Here is a 20154-nt window from a genome sequence, read left to right on the forward strand (position 1 = left end):
TGACTTAAGTTTTGTTGATTTAACAAAAACACAACAGGGAGAAACAAATGAAAAACACAACAACGGCATTGGCACTGATCATCTCGGCAGTCTGTTCACAGGCTTATGCCAATGAAGAGCAGAAAGTGTGGATCTCTATCGGTTCTGATGCGACGCATACGCTGAAATCTGTGATGCAATCCAATGCCCGTTCCGTGCTGCCGGAATCACTTGCCAGCGCCGGGCAAGCCTGGGTGGGTCAGGTCAATTACAAGCAACTGGCAGAATTATCTCACCATATGCATGAAGATCATCACCGTTGTGGCGGCTATATGGTGCACAACTCGGCTGAAAGCGCGATCGCAGCCAGCACCATGCCACAATCGCTGGCCGCCTTTCCGATTCCGGATATTTCGCAACAGGATACCGTGAACGCCTGGCTGCCACAGATTAGTTCATCTGCCATTACCGGCACCATCACCTCGCTGACCAGTTTCATCAACCGTTTTTATACAACCACTTCTGGTGCACAGGCATCTGACTGGCTCGCAAACGAATGGCGCTCACTCACAGCCTCCCTGCCCAATGCCAGCGTTCAGCAGGTTTCTCATTACGGTTACAATCAGAAATCTGTCGTACTGACGATCACAGGCTCAGAAAAACCCGACGAATGGATTGTCCTTGGCGGGCATCTGGATTCCACCATTGGCTCTCACACCGGCGAAAATAGTGTTGCACCCGGGGCAGATGATGATGCGTCCGGGATTGCCAGCGTCACGGAAATTATCCGGGTATTATCAGAAAACAACTTCCAGCCGAAACGCAGTATTGCCTTTATGGCGTATGCAGCTGAGGAAGTCGGCCTGCGCGGCTCGCAGGATCTGGCAAATCAATACAAGTCTGAAGGGAAAAATGTGGTTTCCGCACTGCAACTGGATATGACGAACTATCAGGGTTCTGCGGAAGATATCGTCTTTATTACGGATTATACCGACAGTAACCTGACGACTTTCCTGACACGACTTGTCGATGAATACCTGCCAAGCCTGACGTATGGTTTCGATCGCTGCGGTTATGCCTGTTCTGACCATGCTTCCTGGCATAAAGCCGGTTTCTCTGCCGCCATGCCTTTTGAGGCGAAGTTCAATGATTACAATCCGATGATCCATACCCCGCATGACACACTGGCCAATTCCGATCCAACCGGAGCTCATGCCACAAAATTCACCAAACTTGGCCTGGCCTATGCCATTGAAATGGCCAATGCAACCGGCGGAACGCCACCACCTCCGGGTGGAAATGTGCTGAAAGATGGCGTGCCTGTCAGCGGATTATCCGGGGCAGCAGGCAGCGAAGTACGCTACAGCTTCGAGCTGCCAGCGCAGAAAACCCTGCAAATCAGCACCAGTGGCGGAACCGGCGATGTTGATCTTTATGTATCTTTTGGCTCAGAGGCCACCCAACAAAACTGGGACTGTCGGCCTTACCGATACGGGAACAATGAAGTCTGTACCTTCTCAGGGGCAACACCTGGAACTTATTCCATCCTGCTCAACGGCTATTCTCAATTCAATGGTGTAACACTAAAAGCTTCCACACAGTAACGGGTGAATGCCAGACAATAGCCCCATGGCTTGAACAACAGAAAGACCAACCGGAGACCTCAGGGTTTCCGGTTTTTTTATTTCACCCCCCCCGACAATACAGCCTGCATACCTTTTACCAATCAAAGTAAGTCAATGATCAGAAATAGCGCAGGAAAAATGTTTGAGAACAAGGCGGATTTTTTAGATAAGTAGTTATTCTGCAATCAAAAAATCTAACGTAGTGATCGAACATTTTAGCAAGCTAGGATGACCAGTTATTTACTGCGATTGGTATTAATGCCCTTTCCCAATATGCCGCCCTAACACTATGGAAGTTGCATCACTGCTATCGCGATGACGAACAACCTCCAGGGATATCTATCAACGCGACCGGTGCAGAGACTTTCCCCCAAGGAAGTCTTTGCCGATAACCGGAAGAATAAGCGGAAACCTGATCGGAAACCCCGTTTCCGCCAGTCGGAGTTAATACAGATAAATTCCCATAATTTCAGTAATTTAAACCAATGGCACGCTACTTGCTTTAGTAGCAATAAATAAAGGAGTTTTCCATGAGTTCCATTGATCCGATCAGTATGGCGCAAAATCTGGCGACCTATGAGGTTCAGCCATTCCAGAAACGTTATCAGGCACAAACAGATAAGTTTCAGGGCCAGATTTCTGCTTACGGCAAGATTGAGTCCGCACTGCGTACATTCCGTACCGCAGTCGAAGATATGAATGGCCTGAATGATAGTGTTGTCAAAAATGGCGCAACCTTTTCGCAGGAAGGCAATATTTCAGCCAATGTAAACGCCAAAGCGTTGGCTGGCGAATATCAGGTGTTTGTTGAGCAAGTGGCCACTTCGCATCAGATGGGGATTGACCTGGGCGCTGGCACCACAGCAGATACAGCGATTCCGGCTGTCGGTACCATGATGATCACCATGGACGGCAAAACGCTGAATCTGGATCTGGCCACCATCGACACCGACAGTGATGGCACCACCACACTGCAGGAGCTGACCAATGCCATCAACAATGATGAAAACAACCCTGGCGTGAATGCAACACTGGTTCGCGCTAACGGTGAAACGCATTTTATGTTGGCTGGTAAAGAAACCGGCGTTGCCAATACCGTTTCGGTGAACGTCTCCGGGACTGGTGATGCCGCTTTTGAGACGGCCTTTGCCAGTGGTACTGACATCAGCACCCCAAAAGATGCGGTGATCTGGCTGGGTGCGGAAGGGACTGGCATGAAGTTGACCAACGCTTCCAACACCTTTGAAGGTGTGATTGATGGCGTTGATCTGACCGTCACTAAAGCTCAGACAAGTGGTGACCAGCCTATCGGTATCTCGGTCGGTGCGGATAAAGAAGCCACCAAAGAACAGCTGAATAAGCTGGTGGAATCTTACAATGCCCTGATGTCTGAAATCGACAAGTACACCAAAGTCGGTTCTGAAGATGAGAAACGTGGCGTGCTTGCCGGTGACGGAACCATCCGCTCGCTGGAAAACCAAATCAGCACCCTGTTCCGCAAAACCTACGGCGACAAGAGCCTTTACTCTGTTGGTGTCAGCATTGACCGCACCGGTAAGTTATCCATTGATAACAAAAAGTTTGAGGAAGCACAGGCAGCCGATCCAGCCGCGCTAAACGAGATGTTTAACGGTGCAGATCAGTTATTTGACTCGCTGGAAGCGACGGTAAAACCGTATCTGTCTTTCTCTGACGGTGTCTTCAAAAGCCGTAAAGACAGCCTGCAGCAAAACATTAGCCGTGTTGACGACAAACTGGCTTCGCTGGACCGTAAATACCAAATGTCTTATGACCGCTATCTGGCTCAGTTCACTCAAATGAATCAGTTAATGACCCAAATGAACCAGACAAACGGTCTGTTCTCAATTTAAGGAGTTCCCCATGCTAATGCAAAACTCGGGCTTTGATTCTTATCAAAGCGTTGATCTGGATGCTCAGGCTGCTTCTGCAAACCCCCATCAGCTGGTGCTGATGTTGATTGATGGCCTGCTGGATGAACTCGTCCGGGTCAAAGGTCACATTGAAGCCAAGCGTCTCGAAGCCAAAGGAAAAAGCATCAGTAAATGCATGAACATTCTGATTGGTCTCGACAGTGCACTGGATATCGAAGCAGGTGGTGAGCTGGCTGCCAATCTGCACGACCTGTACGAGTTTTGCATTGGCGAACTCTTTAAAGCGAGTTCGCAAAATAAAACAGAGCATCTCGAAACGGTCGAAAACGTGATGATCAACATCCGCGAAGGTTGGGAAGGGTTTGGTCAGCATGGCTGAGATCACGGTGACGCAATTGCAGAACCTAATGCAAAACATTGATCGCGCTGTTGCGGGTCAGGACTGGGAACGCCTGCAGCAGCTTGATCAAACCTTGCAGAAGGTCTTGCGGAATCTTCAGCAACTCACGCTGAGTGAAGCGCAGATTCAGGCGCTCACTCACCTGAAACGCAGCCACCTTGCTGCGGTCAGTGCCGTGAAAGCACAAAGAGATAAATTACAACAAGATATGAATGCCGTCAGTGAAGGCAAAGAAGGACTTCTGGCCTATCAGATGGCCATGAACATGGAGCTTTAATGAATACTATCGTCTCGCACTCCAAACTCACTCAAAGCAGCAGTGAACAAAGCGACATGAAGAGTGGTGCAGTGAAGCCGGCAAATGGTGACAAAGCTTCCAGCTTCACAGACACCTTGCAATCAAACACCACTGCCTCTGAGCAAGGTCAGGCGCTGACGAAACACGCCACCGAAAAAGAAGCCACAACTGAGGCCTCTTTCAGCGGAGAAAGTACGGAACAGGCCACGACTGCAGAATCTCTGACTCCTGCCGTCGCCGCCGACATTATCGCGAATCTGCTTGCTCAGGCTGAAAGGCAGCTCGGGACCGTGTCGGCTCAGGCAGCCAGCACGCAGACTCAGTCCGTCAGTGGTATGGCTGCAGGCGCATCATCTGTTGCAGCCATGGGGAATCTTGGTGCTCAGCAAAGCCAAACGGGCACTCAGGCATCGGCCTCTGACAATCTAGCAACAACGGCTGCAGCGAATGAGCGTCTTTCATCCATCGCTCAGCGCAGCCAGTCAGCTTCAGTGCAGGACAGTGCTTTCCCGGGTATGCAGGAAAACCGGGCTGCCAACAGCTCGCCCGCTCTGCAGACCCTGATGAACAATCTGGCCGCTGATATCCCAGCAAGCGCATCGCATTCACAGGCAGCCCCTGCACAGGCAGCTTCAGCAGCAAACCCAGTTGAATGGGCCAGTGTCAAACTGCCACAGGGCCAGCAGAGCAAATGGGGCGAGCAAATGATGCAGGTGCTTCAGGACAGAGTACAACTTCAGGCCAGCCAGAATCTGCAGGAAGCACGTATTCGTCTGGATCCGCCTGAACTGGGCAAACTGGATCTTACCGTTCGTTTGGATGGTGATCGCCTCAGCGTTCAGATTCATGCCAACCAGACGGCTGTCCGTGATGCACTGGTGCAGGTCTCAGAGCGCCTTCGCGCTGAATTGCAGGATCAAAATTTTGTTCATGTGGATGTCAACGTCGGCGACGGTCGTCAGGGGCAGCAACAGGAACATGCAGATCAAGACTCACAACCCGTCATCTTTGCGAATCAAACATCCGATGACAACCAGATAACAACAACAGATTCAGGCCATTGGCTGTCAACCAGAGCCTGATGAGGAGCTATTTTCATGACTCAGCAAAAAACCCATCGTAACCTCGTCTTGATCATTATCATCATGCTCATCACCAGCATTCTGGTGGCTGCGGCCAGCGTTGGCGGCACACTTTGGTACGTCAAAAGTTACCATGGCGAAGGCGGTGGGAATTTAAGACTTCCCTTTTCTCAGCCACAAAACATCGATCCTATTTTCCATCCGCTGGAGAAACTGGTGCTCTCTGTGAAAGGTGAACGTCAAACGCACTTCATCATGATGGAGCTGGCCCTGGAAACCCGTCGTCCGGAAGCAATTGAAGGGATTGATAATTACATGCCGGTTGTCCGCAATTCTCTGCTGAAGCTGTTCAGCAACAAAACTTACGAACAGCTGCAAAACGATCGCACGATTGATGAGCTTCAGGATGAAGTCAAAAGCACGCTGTTAGAAGCTTTTGACAAAACCCGTTACGCCCACGCTATCGACAACGTATTGCTGACCAAATATGTGATTCAGTGAGGCGACTATGCTTGATATCAACCCGACTGAACAATACGAGAAAGAGCAGGATACCGGGCGTAACAGCCCGGTCATCAACGAAGATAAGCTCATTCGTGACCACCTGATCCTTGTGAAGCGTGTCGTGAACCAGCTCCGCAGCCATGTCAGTACCCATTGCAGTCTGGAAGATATGCAGCAAATCGGGCTGATGGGTCTGCTGGAAGCCGGTCGTCGTTATGGCAATGTTGAAGATCCAAACTTCCCTTCTTTCGCAGTCTGCCGGATTCGTGGCTCGATTCTCGATGAATTGCGCCGCCTTGACTGGCGCTCACGTCAGACACGCCAGCAGGCGCACGAGCTCAATGACGTCACCCGGGATTTAATGAAAAAACTCGGCCGACAACCCAGCGAAGCGGAAATCATCGAAGCGCTTGGCACGGATCAGGCCGACTATCTGCAACGCCTGAATGCCTCAATGGCCAGCGAAATGCAGAGCCTGGATCAACTGCTTGAGAGCGGTAACGACTTCTCCATGACCAACGATGGCGGTGAATCTGTCCGTCATGAACATATTCGTCGCACGCTCACCGTCGCGCTGGCAAAGCTCAAGCCACGGGAGCAACTCTTACTGACGCTGTTCTATCAACATGATATGAACCTGCACGAAATTGCACTGGTGCTCAACCTGACACCGCCACGCGTGTGCCAGCTTCACAAGCAGGCCCTGAAACAACTGAACCAATATCTTTGCTGACAGGAGCAAATTCAAATGCAAAAATTTACCGGCGCAATCGTCATTCTTCTCTGCGTATTCGGCGGTTATCTCTGGGCCGGTGGTACGCTGATGGCCATCTGGCAGCCTGCTGAGATTCTCATTATTACCGGTGCAGCACTGGGCTCAATCATCATCGGTAACCCACCCCACGTGATTCGTGAGATGCGGATTCAGTTACGCCAGATTATGAAGCCCCGAAAAAATGAGCAGGAATATTACATGCAGCTAATGGGGCTGATGCAACTGCTGCTGGAAACGATCCGCAACGGTGGTTTCAAATCACTCGATAGCCATATCGAAGATCCGCAGAACAGTGAACTCTTCGAGCGTTATCCGCTAATCAAAGAAGACCATCATCTGATTGCTTTTATTACCGATAACCTGCGCCTGATGGCCATGGGCCAGATGTCTCCCCATGAACTGGAAGCCCTGCTGGAGCAGGAAATTATGGCGATTGAAGACGATCTGCTGCTGCCTTCCCGTTCGCTGCACCGCACCGCAGAAGCCCTGCCCGGTTTCGGGATTCTGGCTGCCGTGATGGGCATCATCATCACCATGCAGTTCATTGATGGCTCAATCGCTGAAATTGGATACAAAGTTGCCGCCGCACTGGTGGGTACTTTCCTGGGTATTTTTGGTTGTTACTGTGTGCTGGACCCGGCCAGTAATGCAATTTCTCAGCGTGTAAAACGTGATATGACAGCATTCGAGTGTGTTCGTGCAACTTTGGTTGCTTACATCGCGAAAAAACCAACTTTGCTGGCGATTGACGCAGGCCGTAAACATATTCAGCTGGACATCAAACCAAGTTTTAATGACATGGAAAAATGGCTGTCTGAGCAGGAGGTATAATGCAACGGCACGATCAGATCATCATTAAACGCGCACGGCGCAATGAGCATGATGTCGGCCATGGGGGTGCGTGGAAAGTGGCTTTTGCCGACTTTATGATCGCCCTGATGGCTCTGTTTCTGGTGCTCTGGATTCTAGCCATTGTCGATCAGTCAGAGCGTAAGGCGATTGTGGCTTACATGAACAGTGCAAGCCTGTTTGACCAAGGCGTCGGCAACCCGTTTGACAGTTCCAGCAGCATGTCCCCGATTGATTTCGGGGGTGAGGCGTCTGATTTAAGCTCACACGACGCAGCCATGACCGTCACCTCTTTCTATGATGGCAACGGCGACGGCCAGTACACTGAATCACTGGTTCAGGGGACGTATGACACACAGGAACAGCTGAAAGTGTTAGCGAAAGTGGTTGAAGAGCTGGCAAAACAGGCGTCTGCCGAAGGCAATGTGCATGTGGATGTCACGCCACAGGGTCTGCGAATTGTCCTGCAAGATGATTATCGGCAGAACATGTTTCATCGTGGCAGCAGCGAACTGACGCCCTTCTTTGAGGACTTGCTGCTTGAACTGGCACCGATTTTTCACAAAATCCAAAACCCGCTGATCATCAGCGGACATACGGATGCGGTTCGCTTTAACCGCAATCGCAGTGAAAAATCCAACTGGGAATTGTCTGCGTCACGAGCCAATGTTGCCCGCCAGACCCTGATTGCCGGGGGAGCCCCTGAAAATCATGTGTTGCAGGTTGCCGGCATGGCGGATCGGGCCCCACTGAATCCGAATGAACCGGATGCCAGTGAGAACCGTCGGATTGAACTCTTTGTTCTGACCACCTCTGCCGCCCGTATGGTGGAAACCCTGTTCAAAGGACCATCAAAAGCAGAGGATGGCCCAGCCGTCCAGCAAGCCCGTGAGCATGCGGAATTTAACCAGCCTGTGATTCGACAGGATTTCGTCAAAAACTCTTAAGCCTGATGCCGGCAAAGACTTTCTTTGCCGGCTGTTCACGATGAGCGAAGTTTACCGATGAAAAAAGCTGCATCTTCTTCTGCCGCGATTCCGCGCGAACGCCGACCAGATGGACTGCAAAAGTTATTCCTGTGGCTGATTGTTCTGGATTATTTCCTGCTCAGTCATTTTCTGCTGCGCATGGACAGTATGACGTTAAATGCAGGGACCACCATCAGTTTTCTGTTGTTTGGATACAACGGGCTGTTGGCTTACCTGTGCTTTAAACGGGCAAGACGCAGCGGGGATTTCTACATCATTTATCCGACGCTGGCCGCCATTCTTCTGGCTTTTATTCTGTTTCTGTATTTTTTCTTTTTGATCGCTTAAAGGGGCAAAGATTGCATGATGCATGGCAGGGAGCACAAATTTACATCACCCTTTCCTGATATAGGTTAATCCTGCCACCAGCTTGTCGCCTAAGCATTAGAGAAAGCGAATGAGCTTAGCGAAATGAAAGATCAACTCACAATCTCGATATCAACGATAAATGGTTCTTACCATTTTCAGTTAGGAAAATATTTAAGACGAAACCTGCTGGCAACGTTTCTGGTGTTCATGGTTTCTGTGGTCGTGATGGCGTTTTCCATCAAATACCTGTGGAGTGCTGTTGATCAGTCACAGCAGGAAAAGACTCAGATTAGCCGTCACGCCAATGAGCTCAAGGAGGAAATCCAGAGTCTGGAGAGCGACCGACAGTCTCTCGAGCAGAATCTGGCAGACCGGCGCTACGAACTGGAACAAATTTCTGGTCGGGTGAATGAGCTGGAAAACGTACTGGGCATTGAAAGTGAAGGTGAACAGCCGCTGGATACACGGCTGGATACTGCTGCACTCAACTCTGCCGTACGTGTCGCCATGCTCAAAGTGATACCCAATGGTGCGCCGATAGATTATCGCCGGATTTCCTCCAGCTATGGCTCAAGGAACCACCCGGTATATGGCAATAAGCGACGCCACTTAGGCATCGATCTGAGCAGCCGATCCGGCACACCCGTTTATGCACCGGCAGATGGTGTGATTGAACTGGTTCGTCCAAGTAAAAAAGGCTATGGCAACTTGCTGAAAGTTGACCACGGCTATGGCTTCATGACTTTGTACGCGCATTTGCAAAAGTTCAAGGTCAAAACCGGGGATTTCGTCCGGAAGGGCGATTTAATTGCGCTGTCCGGCAACAGTGGTACCTCAACTGGCCCCCATCTCCACTATGAGGTTCGTTTTCTGGGTCGGGCGTTAAATCCTCAATACTTTATGAAATGGGGGCCCGATAACTTTGACTATCTGTTTAACCATGAGAGGAGCATCCAATGGGACTCTTTAGTAAAAGTGCTGGAAGCACAGGCAAGCACTCAACTGCAACTATCATTGCACAAGGCTGTTCCTTCAAAGGGGATATCGAATTAAGCGGCAACATCCAGGTGGATGGTTATGTTGAAGGTCGTATCCGGACTGAAATGACGTTGTCCATCAGTGCAACCGGACGTGTTTCTGGCGAGATCTATGCCAACAAAGTAGTCATCAACGGTCTGCACGAAGGTGCCTGTCATGCCGACAGCATCGAAATTCTGGAGAAAGGTAAAGCCAAAGGTGTCATTTACACCAACGACATCTGTATTGAGCGTGGTGGCTGCTTCCTGGGTCAAACCCACCCGGCAGATGAAGAAAAAGTCGTGACCATTGACAAAGAAGCTGCAGCGAAAGGCGAATCTGCACCCACAGAAAACCAGAAGTCTGCCGCGCCTGCACCAACGCCTTTGAAAGCCGCCGAAGCTGCTAATACGGATAAAGCAACACCGAGCGGTACTGTCAGCGCTGCAGGTCATAAATCAGGCACTGCGTCAGCCACAACCCCGGTGACAGATGCAAAAAAACAAGCAAATGCCCGGAAATAAATCCTGCGCCTGATCTTCTGCTCCTCACATTCTCAACCGGAACCTCAGGTTCCGGTTTTCTTTGGTCCCCCCCCCTTTCCTGTACGCCTTACATGAAAATTGTTAACTGCTTCCCAAAAGTCAGGTTTGCAATAGACGCCATGTCAAAAGGCCACATTCCGATACGATAATAGATTCATAAGGAAATCAGACCCTCACAAGGAGCAGCGATGAAAGCAAACCTCTCGTTCACCACAGTTATCTTTGCCACACTGAGTTTAACGGCCTGTACATCGACGATGGAAAGCACCAACACTCAAGCAAGTGCTGCACAGGCAACACAAACCATTCTGAATACCAGCCAGTGCATCGGGACCACACAGCCCCCTGCTGCATGGGCCAGCAAATTAGTTGCCGTTGATGATCCAGCGCTACTGACCAACGCTATCGGCGAGCCAAACAAAGGAAAATTGTGTCAGGGGCAAGTGTATGAAGTGAAAGCCGGCGAAGCGCTGACCATTTACCGTGCCTGGAACAGCACCAACCCAAACAGTCAGTTTGGTGCCTGGTGGGCAACCAGCCAGCCAAACGGTAAAGTTGCTCAATATCGGGAAGGCTACGAAATCTGCTATCAATGGTCACCGCTGGACAAAATGACCCGCTGTGAATTAAGTCCTGGCAGTAAACTGGTGATTGGCAATGGTCAGAGCGCGCAGTGTTCTGAATGGCTGACTTATCCTGTCTCTGCCGAACAGCAACTCTATCTTGAAGGTACGGAAACGCTGGTCAGTAACTGTCAGACCTTCGATGCCGTGTTTGGCTGGGAATAATCATTCTGCCTGAGCCATCTGGCAAGTGATGCCAACGGCACGGATGGCCTCAGCGATAGAACGGAAACCAACTTTTGCAGCGCAAAATGCCCCCTGACTGGACTGGTGAGACTGAATCATCTCACACAGTTCCGCCAGAGGAACCTCAACAACTGCTTTCACCAACGCAACAGGCTGGCCCTTTTTCCAGTGCAACGTAAAGATCTGCCCGGCCGAATCAATCAATCGGTCTTCCGGCTGAAACCCCAGTAAGTGTAAATCTTCATCTTCCTGCCAGCTTTGCAGATCCGGCAGATAAAACAATTCCGGGTCACCGTCGTATTTTAAGATTGCAGGCCAAACGACCATTGGGGGTTGCTCCAACACTGAAAAGAAGCATCATGCCTGCACCGACCCGCGCTTTCAAGCGAGTCGAAAACCGTGCTCGCTCTCTGCTAGCCGTCTGACTGAGAAACCAAGTGAATGATGTTGGCTGGATTAGCAATCCAGAAGGCTGCAAATCCTTCAGGCAAGGCTTCGATTTCATCTCGCCGGATAACTTGATTGTTTTGCAGATAATCTGCGGCGGCATGCAGATCCTGTGTCACGATTTCAAGCCAGATTTCAGCCTGACTGATGCCCGGAACATTATCCAGCCAGAGCACTTTATCCCCGAACTGAAACCGTGGTGTATCGCCTTCCTGCGCCCTTTCAATTTCGGGCAAAGCCAGAACATCCCGGTAAAACGATACGGTTTGGGCGTATTCGTGAGCTGGAATTTTCATGGCAATATTATGCCCGGCACGAAAAAGAGAGTTCATCGCAACACTCCTAAACAAGATTCAATGACAGTTTTCACATTCAAAAACCACCTGACTGACTTCAGTAAAGTCGCTTTCTCAATCCTTGCCAGTGTACCGGGCAGTCACAATGTCAATTTACTGCATAGCGCACACAATCATTACCAAGGGTGCTCTTTCCCTTCCCAGGTGTAAAACTGACCGCTCATGTCCAGCGTGAGTTTATCCACCAGCGCAATGATGCCAGCCACACTGGCTTGGGGCGTGATTTCCGCATTGGCACCGCCCATGTCTGTTTGCACCCAACCGGGATGAATCGGGCACACCGTAATCCCGTCCTCGCGTAATTCCAGTGACAGCACCTGCATCACTTTGTTGACCGCAGCTTTTGAACTCCGGTAAGCATACATGCCTGTCCCTTCGTCGCTGAGCGATCCCATCATGCTGGAAATGGTCACAATCCGCGGGCGTTCAGAACGTTTCAGATGCGGTAAGAATGCGCGGCTGATGCTGAGCGGTGCAATGGTATTCACCGCAAAAGTTTCCAGCCAGTCTTTCTCTGTCACTTGAGTCATGCTCTGGTCTTCCGGACCAATCACACCCGCATTGTTGATCAGCACATCGATATGATCCGCAATGGAAGCCGCGAATGACTGCACTGCCTTCTCGTCGGTTACTTCCAGCGGGTGCAGATATAAATTTGCTGAATTGGATAAATCTTCCAACGCAGGACTGGGCTGACCGCGATAAGTTGCTATCACTTTATCCCCCCTTGACAGAAACGCTTGGGTCAGCGCCAGACCAATGCCCCGCGACGCGCCAGTGATGAAAATCGTTTCCATGATTGTGCTCCCCATTCTCAGGTTTTCAGATTGTCCTGAGTCCTTGTTCAAGAACTCAGATGAGCGCTGCTGGCGTCTTTAAAATTGCTCGCTCAGCTTCTTTAAGTAATCTTTCGCCAGAGCTGTATTGCCACGGCTCAGCCATTTGATGCAGTCAAACAGTTCCCAAATCAAGCCATCATCTCCTTGAGTATAAACCGGAAAATTTTCATGGCTTGGTGCTGGCTTATCTGACATTTTCGTCAGAACAATACCTGTCTTATCAAAGAGGATTTTACAGGGTTGTGAGAGTTCGAAAGGCTCAGTGAGATCAACAAAATGGATTTCTGCGCTGGTTAAATCGACGAGATCATTTCCTGTTGCCAAACCCTTTCCTCCTCAATTATCTCTCATCAATACTGTGCTCTGAGTATTGTTTCAACCGGCCGCCAGCGGGCCTCCCAGGGTTCGAAATCCTGCAACGGGATGAACTTCGCCGCAGCAGGATTCTGATGAAGATAAACGGCTTCCAGAGGCCAGAGATGGTGGTCAGCAAAAATGCCCCAACAATTGGCACCGTCCAGCAGTTCATCATCAGTGAGTGGGTTCTCTTTCAAATAGGCCTGAATCAAACAGAGACTTTCCTTCACACGCATCTGAAACAAATAGGTACAGGCACGCGCCACCTCGTAACCGGGTGGCATTTGCATCAATAAATCCCAATCAATGACGCCAGTGACCTGACTGTCCGAACCGAAAAACACATTGTACTGATGGTAATCCCCATGGATCAGTTGAAAACGTGAATGCGGCTGATACGTCGAAACCGGTCCTGTACACTGAAGAAATTGCTTTTGCTGGGTTGCACGGCGAAGCGCCCAGTGATCGACTTGTTGCAACACAGGTTGTGCCTGAATCAAGGCAATGACCCGCTCCAACCGCTGACACCATTGCTGGTTGTCCCATTCTAATGGGATGGTCGGGAACCCTTCAGCCGGATAGTCCCGCAAACAGTGATGCAGTCGACCCAGCATCTTCCCCGCTGCGCTGGCATGCCGACAGGTCAGCTGCGAAGTTGGAATCAGTTGACCCGTTGCCTGGGGAAATAATGCATACAGATCCCCCTGAACCTGAACGAAACCCTCCCCGGCCCCAATTTGTGTCGGCATGGGTGCAATCACTTCAGGCAGAATTTGCGATAAGTGTGAGATCAGCTGATGCTCCCGTTGCACCTTAGCCACATCTTGCGTTTGATACTGTTTCAGAAAATAGTTTTCTGTACCCGCTACATGATAAATCCGATTGGTTGCCCCCAAAGTAACCGGATGCACTGATTGCACACCCGATATTTTCGGCCAGAACCGGAGAATATCCGTGATAGTTTCATCTTGCATGTCGTGGTCTTCCCTGACGCACCCGTCCCTGCGGATTGGATGAGTTCGATCAAAACTTCGCGTGATAATACTCGGTCAATGTCGAATCTGAATTGGAAGGTTTCTTAAAAATAAAAGATTGCTCGTTGAGCCAGGTCAATTCGGTTGCCCACCACAACGTCATAGTTTCATTTTCATGATGCCCGTAAACATCCACCCATTCCTGATCAACCTTTTTCTGGAGAAAGTGCTCACTATCTTGCCCATTGTAATCATCAATGTATCTGTATTGATGATTCGGAGAATAAACAGCTCGCTCCGGATTTCCGCTTAAATCCTCGCCAGTCCGAAGGGAAATCAACGTATCAGCTTCATGGCCGCAGGTGAAAAAGATGATCTCTTCAACCGGATAATAAGCATTAAACCGACATTCATCCTCAAAATAGGATTCTTCTCGCACCACTTCCCCAAGAGAGTCCTGAATCACCAGCGTTTCATTCAGGCTGAACCGATTCCCGAGTTCTTTTTGCGTTGCCTGAAAATCGGTCACTTTTTTCAGTTCAGGTTGCTTATAGGAAGGCGCCTGCCCCTGATATTGCTGAAATTCCTGAGCAGAGATTTCAGTCACTTTTAAATGAAAAGCGTCATTTTGCGCAGAAACGCCCGCGGAAATGAATACGCCAGACAACCACGCGGCTGAACGTATCAGACACCCTTTTCGATGAATCATCATCCTTTCTTTTTCCTTGTCAGCCTCTCGGCCCAGGTTTGTCATCAGATCAGAAGCACACTAGGCTTATAATTACTTTGGTGCCCTCTTTATGCGACAGTCGGGACGCAATATGAAATTCATTACCCTTGCATTAGTGCTCATGATGAGCTTTCCTCTTGCTGCAATCGCTCAGGAGAATGGCTTGATTCGGCTAAAAAGCGCGCATTCGGTGGCATCCACTGTTGAGCGGCTGGAAACAGCCTTAAAGTCGAAAGGCATGACTGTATTTGCTCGCATCGACCACGCTGCCGGGGCCAGAAAAGCGGGCATTCACCTGCGACCAACCATCCTGCTCATCTTTGGAAATCCAAGAGTCGGGTCGCCACTCATGGTCTGCGCCCAAAGCGTTGCACTCGATCTCCCCCAGAAAATGCTGGTCAGTCAGGATGAGTTTGGCATGGTCTGGCTCATGTATAACGACCCGCAATATCTGGTTGCCCGCCACCAGATTGAAGGCTGTGAAGATGTGATCCAGAACATTGAGCGTGCATTAGCCGCCTTTGCGAAAACCGCGACTCAGCCCTGATGAACAAACTGGTTCTGTCTGAGCGTGATCACAATCACTGCAGTGGCAATAACGGCATAAATCAACACGATGACCCAGTCTTCCAGCGTGCCTAAATGTGTAAGTTGTGCATGAAGGTTTGCAATTTCAGGGTGGGACGCTGACATCGCTTTCAAATCCGCGATAGAGGCATTAATCAAATCATTGAAACGCAACTGGGCCAGACAATTAATGCAAGCGATCAGTCCATAGGCAACCGATGTAGCCACCCGCTGGATGAAAACCCACTTCTTGTTGCTGCCAAACACCCAGCCCAGTAAAGCAATCGTCACGGTGGCGATCACGCCCCAGAAAGTGTTGGTAAATCTGACGAATTCTAAAGCAATTCTTGTCAGTTCAAGTGCTGAGATGGCTTCCGGTGTCATTCCCTGCTCCTTAGCCTTTCAATCACGTTTCAGAGAGCATCAATCCGTGCATTCGATCCAGTAACGAGCGATTGGCTCTGGAAAAACTTTCCCGCGAATGACTTTTTCAAATTTGCCGCCATTTTTCTCAATGACGCTTCTGGAAGCCAGGTTGTCTTCATCTGCGGTCACCAAGGCTTTCTCAATTCCCAGTGCTTTCGCGACCGGCAATGCCAGTGTCAACATCCGTTTGCCATGCCCCTGATTGCGCGCTGAAGGTGCAATATCGTATCCAATATGGCCGCCTTCCAGAGACAGAAACTCATTCTCAATATGATGTCGAATCCGAATCGCTCCCAATAACACACCGTCATCTATCAACCATAAATGAGTACAGGGAACATAGTCTTCCCGAAGATTGATCCCTTGCGCTTCATCCGATAATTGTTTCACGTACTCAGCGAAGTTCTCTGTTCCCTGAGCATAATAACCTGCATTCTCCGGATCGAATTTTTCAAAATCCTGGTAAAAGTGTAAAAAAGACAATTCGTGCTCAGGTGCTAACGTGATGAGTTCCATTGTGATGTGATTCCTTATTGTTTTTTAGTCTTCACCCAACAAAGCCGGTAATTTTGTTCTATCCGTTTAACGTTGTTTCAAGAATGCGACCGCCAAACCGTAACCAAAGTGTTATTCACCAACATCCTTTGGAGCGCCTGCATCACATTTTTTACACGCCAGTTCGAAACCCAGCATTGCGGCGCGTCCCTGTTTCGTGACCACCCAGTGACGACAAAAAAACGGGGGCTGATGCCTGACATGCTGAAAGTGTCCGCAACTGAGTTCTGCAACCCAATCGCCAGCCTCATCCAGATGATAACCCGTGATCGGTTGTTTCATACGTCACCCATCCCCAATCGAATCACGTCATACTGTCTTACGCATCTGATCCAGCAATTGAAGGCAGGCCTGCATCAGCAGTTTTTCCATCTCTTCCTGTCCATAGAGCGTTCCAATTCCCAGCAGCCCTTTGAAGCTGATCGATTTGCGGACAAATTCCGACCAGCGAACCGACTGTGAAACCCGGAATGTATTTCGGGTGCTTCCGGTTCTGGCATGGTGGATTCTTGAAATCAGCTGAATTTTGGGCCGATACCCCATCGGGTACAAGCCACCGTCAGCCCGGAGTAAACCAAAATCTCCCCGTCTGAGATCAACCATGAAAACGTCCAGAATCAAATCGTCTTTTTCAAATTCAGACACCGAACTTGCTTCCGCTAAACTGAAAATCGATGCCATCAGCGTTCTTAAATGATCATCCAGCGTGTCATCACCCCAGTTTTGCCAGTTCTCAAATCGATTCAATTTGCTATTGGGCACAACAGCCAATGTCCCCAAATATATATTGGGTTTCTTTTTCTGAAACAAAGTTGAAAGCAACGCCTCACCCTCGATACTTGAAGCTCACGCCGAAAGAAAACTTATCAATCAAGAAACAGATAAAAAGCAACTGATGCGGCAGGCTGGAAGCCAAATTTGAGAAACAATCGTATCGAACGTCCATTCTGCCGGTCAACCTTTGCCCATAAAGTTTTGAGTTTTTGACCCCTAGCATATTGTATCAATTGCTGAAGTGCATCAGACATATAGCGCATCGTTTTCACATCAGAATAAATCGCCAGCAGCGCTTCTGCGTCGGATGCTTTGAACGCAGGTAATGTTACTTTCTGCCCGACAAGTACAGGCAGCCCTTAAGCACCTGAAGCTTGATGAATACGACATCTGTTTTCGCCGCAATTCACAGAGACGACAATTTCTTCATACCCGGAAATACAGGCTGCAGCCTTATTTGCCTTTAAAACCCCGGCATCAAATTGCGTTTGGACGCCAATCACGCAAGCACCGGCATTCACCCCGGATGTCACGCCTGCGGGGGCATCTTCAAACACCAGACATTGATTAATTTCAACACCTAATTTTTCTGCGCCCAGCAAATAAGGTTCGGGATGAGGTTTTCCCTGCGACACCGCTTCAGGGGTAATCAAGACCGCCGGAACAGGAATCCCTGCAGCCGCGATTCTGGCGGTGGCAATCGGAATACTGCCCGAGGTTACGATGGCCCAGGGAATCGCCTGCGCATTCAGTTGCTCCAGTAATGCGATTGCACCCGGCAGCGCAACCACCCCATCGGTGTCATTCGCTTCCAAATCTTCCAACCATTGTGCATCCTGTTCTATTTCCTCAGCAGATGCCAAAGGCCGCAACCGGGCAATCGCCTCACTTCCCGGCATCCCCTGCACCGAGGACAGAATCTGTGCTGCATCCATGTCGTACTTCGCTGCAAAGGCAAACCAGGCCCGGCTGACCGCTTCCGCTGAATCGACTAAAGTGCCATCCAGATCAAACAAAATCGCAGCAAACTTCTTTTCCATCGAACGGCATCCCCATCACTCCAAATCAATTGCACACCATTGCATAAATAAAAAAGCCACGCAACTGCATGGCTTTTTCCCGGTTTAGAAACGGATGATCCGCTCGAAATTACTGGCGATCCTGGTCAAAGTCACCGTGGAAGTGACCGTGGTCAGAATGGCTGTCTGCGGCTTTCAGCTTCTCACCAATGCGCAGTTTTTGTGTAGGTTGTTCAACACTGTGCATGCGGGTCATTGGTTTCGCGTCTGGCACTTCTTTCGGCGGGAACAGCGGCTTACTGAATGCGTAGTAAGTCGTCACATAAGCCAGCGCCTGCGTATTCACATACAGTGCTTCCTGACTGACGTTATTGAGGTCATCACAAGCCTGGTGATAGCACTTGTCGTATGCGACATCAATTTCACCACCAAACTGCTCGACTTCTTCCGCCGTTTTCACCTTCTCGGCACCCGTGAACAGGCCGCCGAATGCGATGCCCCAGTCAGCAAAACCGGCATAATCTGAACGCTTCGACAGTGCCTGAGGAACCGTTGCAGAAGATTTCGCAGTGAAGAACTCGTTGAACGTCGCTTCAATATCGGAAGTCCCATAAGGTGGTTTGAAATCACCGGTGTAGGCATTGTCCGGACTATCTTTCGTATCAGACAGGTCACCGTCCATCACACCGAAGATATAGTTCGGCGAACCAATCATGTCGAAGTTCAGGTACAGTTTCACTTTATTCAGCTTAGAATAACGGGCATCAACCAGTTCAATCTGCTCTTCAGTCAGCTGACTTGGATCTTCAATCCCCAGTTCATCCATGATTTCTTGCTGCGCCTGATCATAAATCGGAGCAAACAGTTCCTTGGTGTAATACTCAGAACCCACCAGCCCGGCTTCTTCAGCAGCCCACCAGGCAAAACGAACTTTGTTTTTCACTGGCGCTCTGGTATCCGCCAGCGTAATGGCGTACTCAAGTAAACCGGCAGTCCCGGAGCCATTGTCATTGATGCCCGGACCTTCTGGGACAGAGTCCAGGTGTGCACCAAGCATCACTACCTGATTCGGGTTACCGCGCTTGGTTTCAGCAATCACGTTCTGGGTCACGACCATTTCGTCTTTCACATCAACGTTCAGGGCAACCGGTACAGACTGCGTTTCGCTCAGATCAAACCAGCTTTTACCCAGCGCATAACGCGCACCGAATGCTGGAATGACCGCAGCGGTATCACTACCCAGCGTTCCGTTCACGACATCCGTCCGGCCCGGATCATTGCCCTGATTAAAGACGATCACGGCTTTCGCACCCGCATTTTGTGCATTCACGACTTTATCGCTGAATGGACAACCACCACGCTGAATCACGGCAACTTTACCGGTGACAGCTTTACCGTCGAAGTCCGTTGCTTCACAGCCATCGGTATCATCATAATTCGGACTGGAGAAATTAAAATCAGGTGTGATAAAGACAACTTCGCCGTTTAACGGACCATTTGAGTCGCCTGAATAAGACATCACCGCGTAGTCCGGCTCAACGCCTTCACCCGCTTCACGCGTGCTGATTAAGTCTACGCCATTCACGTTCAGCGTCGTGCCCGCCAGTTCTTCCCAGGCACGGAAATCAAAGGCTTGCGTGGTTACTTTATAGCCGTGCTCTTTCATCACATCAATGATGTAATCCACGGAATACTGATAACCGTCTGTGCCGGCAGCACGGGTTGTTGAATGACCATCTGTCGTTTTAGAAGCACGGGCTTCTAATTCCACTAAATGTTCGACCACATCTTCACGTTCAATCTCGCTACTGACATAAGCCGCGGCCAGTTTGGGGTCTTTCCAGTAACAACCACTCAGCATGGTTGTACTGATCGCTGCTGCGAGAAGTGTCCTTTTCGTTGTCATGCACATTTGCATTTGTGACTCCTTGTTTTTCGTCAACGATGAGCGATGTAACGCAATCATTGTTGTCGAAAGACGAGGTTAAAAATATGTTA

26 protein-coding genes and 1 pseudogene are annotated in these 20154 nt (G+C 49.8%); 14 read left to right on the top strand and 13 right to left on the bottom strand.

What is annotated here, in order from left to right:
- Nucleotides 1-47: 47 nt before the first annotated feature.
- From Q4579_RS04630 to Q4579_RS04690, 13 genes are all read left to right on the top strand, one after another.
- Nucleotides 48-1583: a M28 family metallopeptidase gene (locus Q4579_RS04630; RefSeq protein WP_303561998.1), complete on the top strand. Its 1536-nt coding sequence runs from the start codon at nt 48-50 to the stop codon at nt 1581-1583.
- 551 nt (nt 1584-2134) lie between these two features.
- Entirely contained in the window at nt 2135-3475 is a 1341-nt protein-coding gene (gene fliD, locus Q4579_RS04635; protein ID WP_303561999.1) for a flagellar filament capping protein FliD, read from the top strand.
- A gap of 10 nt (nt 3476-3485) precedes the next feature.
- Nucleotides 3486-3875, top strand: coding sequence for a flagellar export chaperone FliS (gene fliS, locus Q4579_RS04640; protein ID WP_303562002.1), 390 nt, complete (start codon nt 3486-3488; stop codon nt 3873-3875).
- The gene (locus tag Q4579_RS04645; protein ID WP_303562004.1) at nt 3868-4173 is read left to right on the top strand and encodes a hypothetical protein; all 306 of its coding nucleotides are present in this window, start codon (nt 3868-3870) and stop codon (nt 4171-4173) included. The genes fliS and Q4579_RS04645 overlap by 8 nt, the downstream gene beginning before the upstream one ends.
- Complete coding sequence (locus Q4579_RS04650) at nt 4173-5276, top strand: flagellar hook-length control protein FliK (protein ID WP_303562006.1); 1104 nt, start codon at nt 4173-4175, stop codon at nt 5274-5276. The genes Q4579_RS04645 and Q4579_RS04650 overlap by 1 nt, the downstream gene beginning before the upstream one ends.
- 15 nt (nt 5277-5291) lie before the next feature.
- Nucleotides 5292-5777, top strand: coding sequence for a flagellar basal body-associated protein FliL (gene fliL, locus Q4579_RS04655; protein ID WP_303562008.1), 486 nt, complete (start codon nt 5292-5294; stop codon nt 5775-5777).
- Nucleotides 5778-5784: 7 nt separating this feature from the next.
- Nucleotides 5785-6513, top strand: coding sequence for a FliA/WhiG family RNA polymerase sigma factor (locus Q4579_RS04660; protein ID WP_303562010.1), 729 nt, complete (start codon nt 5785-5787; stop codon nt 6511-6513).
- Nucleotides 6514-6528: 15 nt separating this feature from the next.
- Nucleotides 6529-7386, top strand: a complete 858-nt coding sequence (motA, locus tag Q4579_RS04665; protein WP_303562011.1) for a flagellar motor stator protein MotA — start codon at nt 6529-6531, stop codon at nt 7384-7386.
- On the top strand, nt 7386-8351 hold the full coding sequence (locus Q4579_RS04670; RefSeq protein WP_303562013.1) for a flagellar motor protein MotB: 966 nt from the start codon (nt 7386-7388) through the stop codon (nt 8349-8351). Before motA ends, Q4579_RS04670 begins: the two co-directional genes overlap by 1 nt.
- 57 nt (nt 8352-8408) lie before the next feature.
- Complete coding sequence (locus Q4579_RS04675; protein WP_303562015.1) at nt 8409-8720, top strand: hypothetical protein; 312 nt, start codon at nt 8409-8411, stop codon at nt 8718-8720.
- 123 nt (nt 8721-8843) lie between these two features.
- Nucleotides 8844-9794, top strand: coding sequence for a peptidoglycan DD-metalloendopeptidase family protein (locus Q4579_RS04680; protein WP_303562016.1), 951 nt, complete (start codon nt 8844-8846; stop codon nt 9792-9794).
- 14 nt (nt 9795-9808) lie between these two features.
- Nucleotides 9809-10282: a polymer-forming cytoskeletal protein gene (locus Q4579_RS04685; RefSeq protein WP_303562018.1), complete on the top strand. Its 474-nt coding sequence runs from the start codon at nt 9809-9811 to the stop codon at nt 10280-10282.
- A 209-nt stretch (nt 10283-10491) separates the two neighbouring features.
- Nucleotides 10492-11091, top strand: coding sequence for a hypothetical protein (locus Q4579_RS04690; RefSeq protein ID WP_303562019.1), 600 nt, complete (start codon nt 10492-10494; stop codon nt 11089-11091).
- Here Q4579_RS04690 and Q4579_RS04695 read toward each other — a convergent pair whose 3' ends face one another.
- The 6 genes and pseudogenes from Q4579_RS04695 to Q4579_RS04720 form a co-directional block, all read right to left on the bottom strand.
- Nucleotides 11092-11439 carry a DUF4144 family protein gene (locus Q4579_RS04695; protein WP_303562021.1) on the bottom strand — a complete coding sequence of 116 codons (348 nt, stop codon included), beginning with the start codon at nt 11437-11439 and terminating at the stop codon, nt 11092-11094. It abuts the gene before it with no gap.
- Nucleotides 11440-11525: 86 nt separating this feature from the next.
- Nucleotides 11526-11891, bottom strand: coding sequence for a VOC family protein (locus tag Q4579_RS04700; protein WP_303562023.1), 366 nt, complete (start codon nt 11889-11891; stop codon nt 11526-11528).
- Nucleotides 11892-12031: 140 nt separating this feature from the next.
- A complete protein-coding gene (locus Q4579_RS04705; RefSeq protein WP_303562024.1) occupies nt 12032-12712 on the bottom strand; it encodes an SDR family oxidoreductase in 681 nt (226 codons plus the stop codon).
- Nucleotides 12713-12790: 78 nt separating this feature from the next.
- Nucleotides 12791-13054: pseudogene (locus tag Q4579_RS04710) on the bottom strand (hypothetical protein); the annotation flags it as partial.
- 50 nt (nt 13055-13104) lie between these two features.
- Entirely contained in the window at nt 13105-14085 is a 981-nt protein-coding gene (locus Q4579_RS04715) for a phosphotransferase enzyme family protein (protein WP_303562026.1), read from the bottom strand.
- A 49-nt stretch (nt 14086-14134) separates the two neighbouring features.
- Nucleotides 14135-14797 (bottom strand): hypothetical protein, encoded by a 663-nt coding sequence (locus tag Q4579_RS04720; RefSeq protein WP_303562027.1) that lies wholly within the window; start codon nt 14795-14797, stop codon nt 14135-14137.
- 109 nt (nt 14798-14906) lie between these two features.
- Between Q4579_RS04720 and Q4579_RS04725 the strand changes: the two genes are divergently transcribed.
- Nucleotides 14907-15362 carry a DUF302 domain-containing protein gene (locus tag Q4579_RS04725; RefSeq protein ID WP_303562029.1) on the top strand — a complete coding sequence of 152 codons (456 nt, stop codon included), beginning with the start codon at nt 14907-14909 and terminating at the stop codon, nt 15360-15362.
- On the opposite strand, the gene Q4579_RS04730 is transcribed toward Q4579_RS04725, so the two are convergent.
- The 7 genes from Q4579_RS04730 to Q4579_RS04755 all read right to left on the bottom strand — a co-directional run bounded on the left by Q4579_RS04730 (nt 15353) and on the right by Q4579_RS04755 (nt 20074).
- A complete protein-coding gene (locus Q4579_RS04730; protein WP_303562030.1) occupies nt 15353-15766 on the bottom strand; it encodes a hypothetical protein in 414 nt (137 codons plus the stop codon). The two genes, Q4579_RS04725 and Q4579_RS04730, sit on opposite strands and share 10 nt — an antisense overlap.
- Nucleotides 15767-15805: 39 nt before the next feature.
- Entirely contained in the window at nt 15806-16324 is a 519-nt protein-coding gene (locus tag Q4579_RS04735; RefSeq protein WP_303562032.1) for a GNAT family N-acetyltransferase, read from the bottom strand.
- A gap of 111 nt (nt 16325-16435) precedes the next feature.
- Nucleotides 16436-16645, bottom strand: coding sequence for a DUF3565 domain-containing protein (locus tag Q4579_RS04740; protein WP_303562035.1), 210 nt, complete (start codon nt 16643-16645; stop codon nt 16436-16438).
- Between the two features lie 27 nt (nt 16646-16672).
- Entirely contained in the window at nt 16673-17125 is a 453-nt protein-coding gene (locus Q4579_RS04745; protein ID WP_303562038.1) for a hypothetical protein, read from the bottom strand.
- Between the two features lie 104 nt (nt 17126-17229).
- The gene (locus Q4579_RS23040) at nt 17230-17493 is read right to left on the bottom strand and encodes a GNAT family N-acetyltransferase (RefSeq protein ID WP_368501956.1); all 264 of its coding nucleotides are present in this window, start codon (nt 17491-17493) and stop codon (nt 17230-17232) included.
- 3 nt (nt 17494-17496) lie between these two features.
- Entirely contained in the window at nt 17497-18177 is a 681-nt protein-coding gene (locus Q4579_RS04750) for an HAD-IA family hydrolase (protein ID WP_303562041.1), read from the bottom strand.
- 109 nt (nt 18178-18286) lie between these two features.
- Entirely contained in the window at nt 18287-20074 is a 1788-nt protein-coding gene (locus tag Q4579_RS04755; RefSeq protein WP_303562043.1) for a M28 family metallopeptidase, read from the bottom strand.
- Between the last annotated feature and the right edge of the window lie 80 nt (nt 20075-20154).

The sequence above is a fragment of the Photobacterium sp. 1_MG-2023 genome, assembly GCF_030547945.1.
Taxonomy (GTDB): domain Bacteria; phylum Pseudomonadota; class Gammaproteobacteria; order Enterobacterales; family Vibrionaceae; genus Photobacterium.

Bases quoted from the DNA above. Each gene is read 5' to 3' on its own strand.
- Q4579_RS04670 (WP_303562013.1), top strand. From the start codon at position 7,386: ATGCAACGGCACGATCAGATCATCATTAAACGCGCACGGCGCAATGAG.
- Q4579_RS04725 (WP_303562029.1), top strand. From the start codon at position 14,907: ATGAAATTCATTACCCTTGCATTAGTGCTCATGATGAGCTTTCCTCTT.
- Q4579_RS04740 (WP_303562035.1), bottom strand. From the start codon at position 16,645: ATGAAACAACCGATCACGGGTTATCATCTGGATGAGGCTGGCGATTGG.
- Q4579_RS04645 (WP_303562004.1), top strand. From the start codon at position 3,868: ATGGCTGAGATCACGGTGACGCAATTGCAGAACCTAATGCAAAACATT.
- Q4579_RS04735 (WP_303562032.1), bottom strand. From the start codon at position 16,324: ATGGAACTCATCACGTTAGCACCTGAGCACGAATTGTCTTTTTTACAC.
- Q4579_RS04700 (WP_303562023.1), bottom strand. From the start codon at position 11,891: ATGAACTCTCTTTTTCGTGCCGGGCATAATATTGCCATGAAAATTCCA.
- Q4579_RS04675 (WP_303562015.1), top strand. From the start codon at position 8,409: ATGAAAAAAGCTGCATCTTCTTCTGCCGCGATTCCGCGCGAACGCCGA.
- Q4579_RS04715 (WP_303562026.1), bottom strand. From the start codon at position 14,085: ATGCAAGATGAAACTATCACGGATATTCTCCGGTTCTGGCCGAAAATA.
- Q4579_RS04750 (WP_303562041.1), bottom strand. From the start codon at position 18,177: ATGGAAAAGAAGTTTGCTGCGATTTTGTTTGATCTGGATGGCACTTTA.
- Q4579_RS04695 (WP_303562021.1), bottom strand. From the start codon at position 11,439: ATGGTCGTTTGGCCTGCAATCTTAAAATACGACGGTGACCCGGAATTG.
- Q4579_RS04630 (WP_303561998.1), top strand. From the start codon at position 48: ATGAAAAACACAACAACGGCATTGGCACTGATCATCTCGGCAGTCTGT.
- Q4579_RS04690 (WP_303562019.1), top strand. From the start codon at position 10,492: ATGAAAGCAAACCTCTCGTTCACCACAGTTATCTTTGCCACACTGAGT.
- fliL (WP_303562008.1), top strand. From the start codon at position 5,292: ATGACTCAGCAAAAAACCCATCGTAACCTCGTCTTGATCATTATCATC.
- Q4579_RS04705 (WP_303562024.1), bottom strand. From the start codon at position 12,712: ATGGAAACGATTTTCATCACTGGCGCGTCGCGGGGCATTGGTCTGGCG.
- Q4579_RS04755 (WP_303562043.1), bottom strand. From the start codon at position 20,074: ATGCAAATGTGCATGACAACGAAAAGGACACTTCTCGCAGCAGCGATC.
- Q4579_RS04720 (WP_303562027.1), bottom strand. From the start codon at position 14,797: ATGATGATTCATCGAAAAGGGTGTCTGATACGTTCAGCCGCGTGGTTG.
- Q4579_RS04680 (WP_303562016.1), top strand. From the start codon at position 8,844: ATGAAAGATCAACTCACAATCTCGATATCAACGATAAATGGTTCTTAC.
- fliD (WP_303561999.1), top strand. From the start codon at position 2,135: ATGAGTTCCATTGATCCGATCAGTATGGCGCAAAATCTGGCGACCTAT.
- Q4579_RS04650 (WP_303562006.1), top strand. From the start codon at position 4,173: ATGAATACTATCGTCTCGCACTCCAAACTCACTCAAAGCAGCAGTGAA.
- motA (WP_303562011.1), top strand. From the start codon at position 6,529: ATGCAAAAATTTACCGGCGCAATCGTCATTCTTCTCTGCGTATTCGGC.
- Q4579_RS04730 (WP_303562030.1), bottom strand. From the start codon at position 15,766: ATGACACCGGAAGCCATCTCAGCACTTGAACTGACAAGAATTGCTTTA.
- Q4579_RS04660 (WP_303562010.1), top strand. From the start codon at position 5,785: ATGCTTGATATCAACCCGACTGAACAATACGAGAAAGAGCAGGATACC.
- fliS (WP_303562002.1), top strand. From the start codon at position 3,486: ATGCTAATGCAAAACTCGGGCTTTGATTCTTATCAAAGCGTTGATCTG.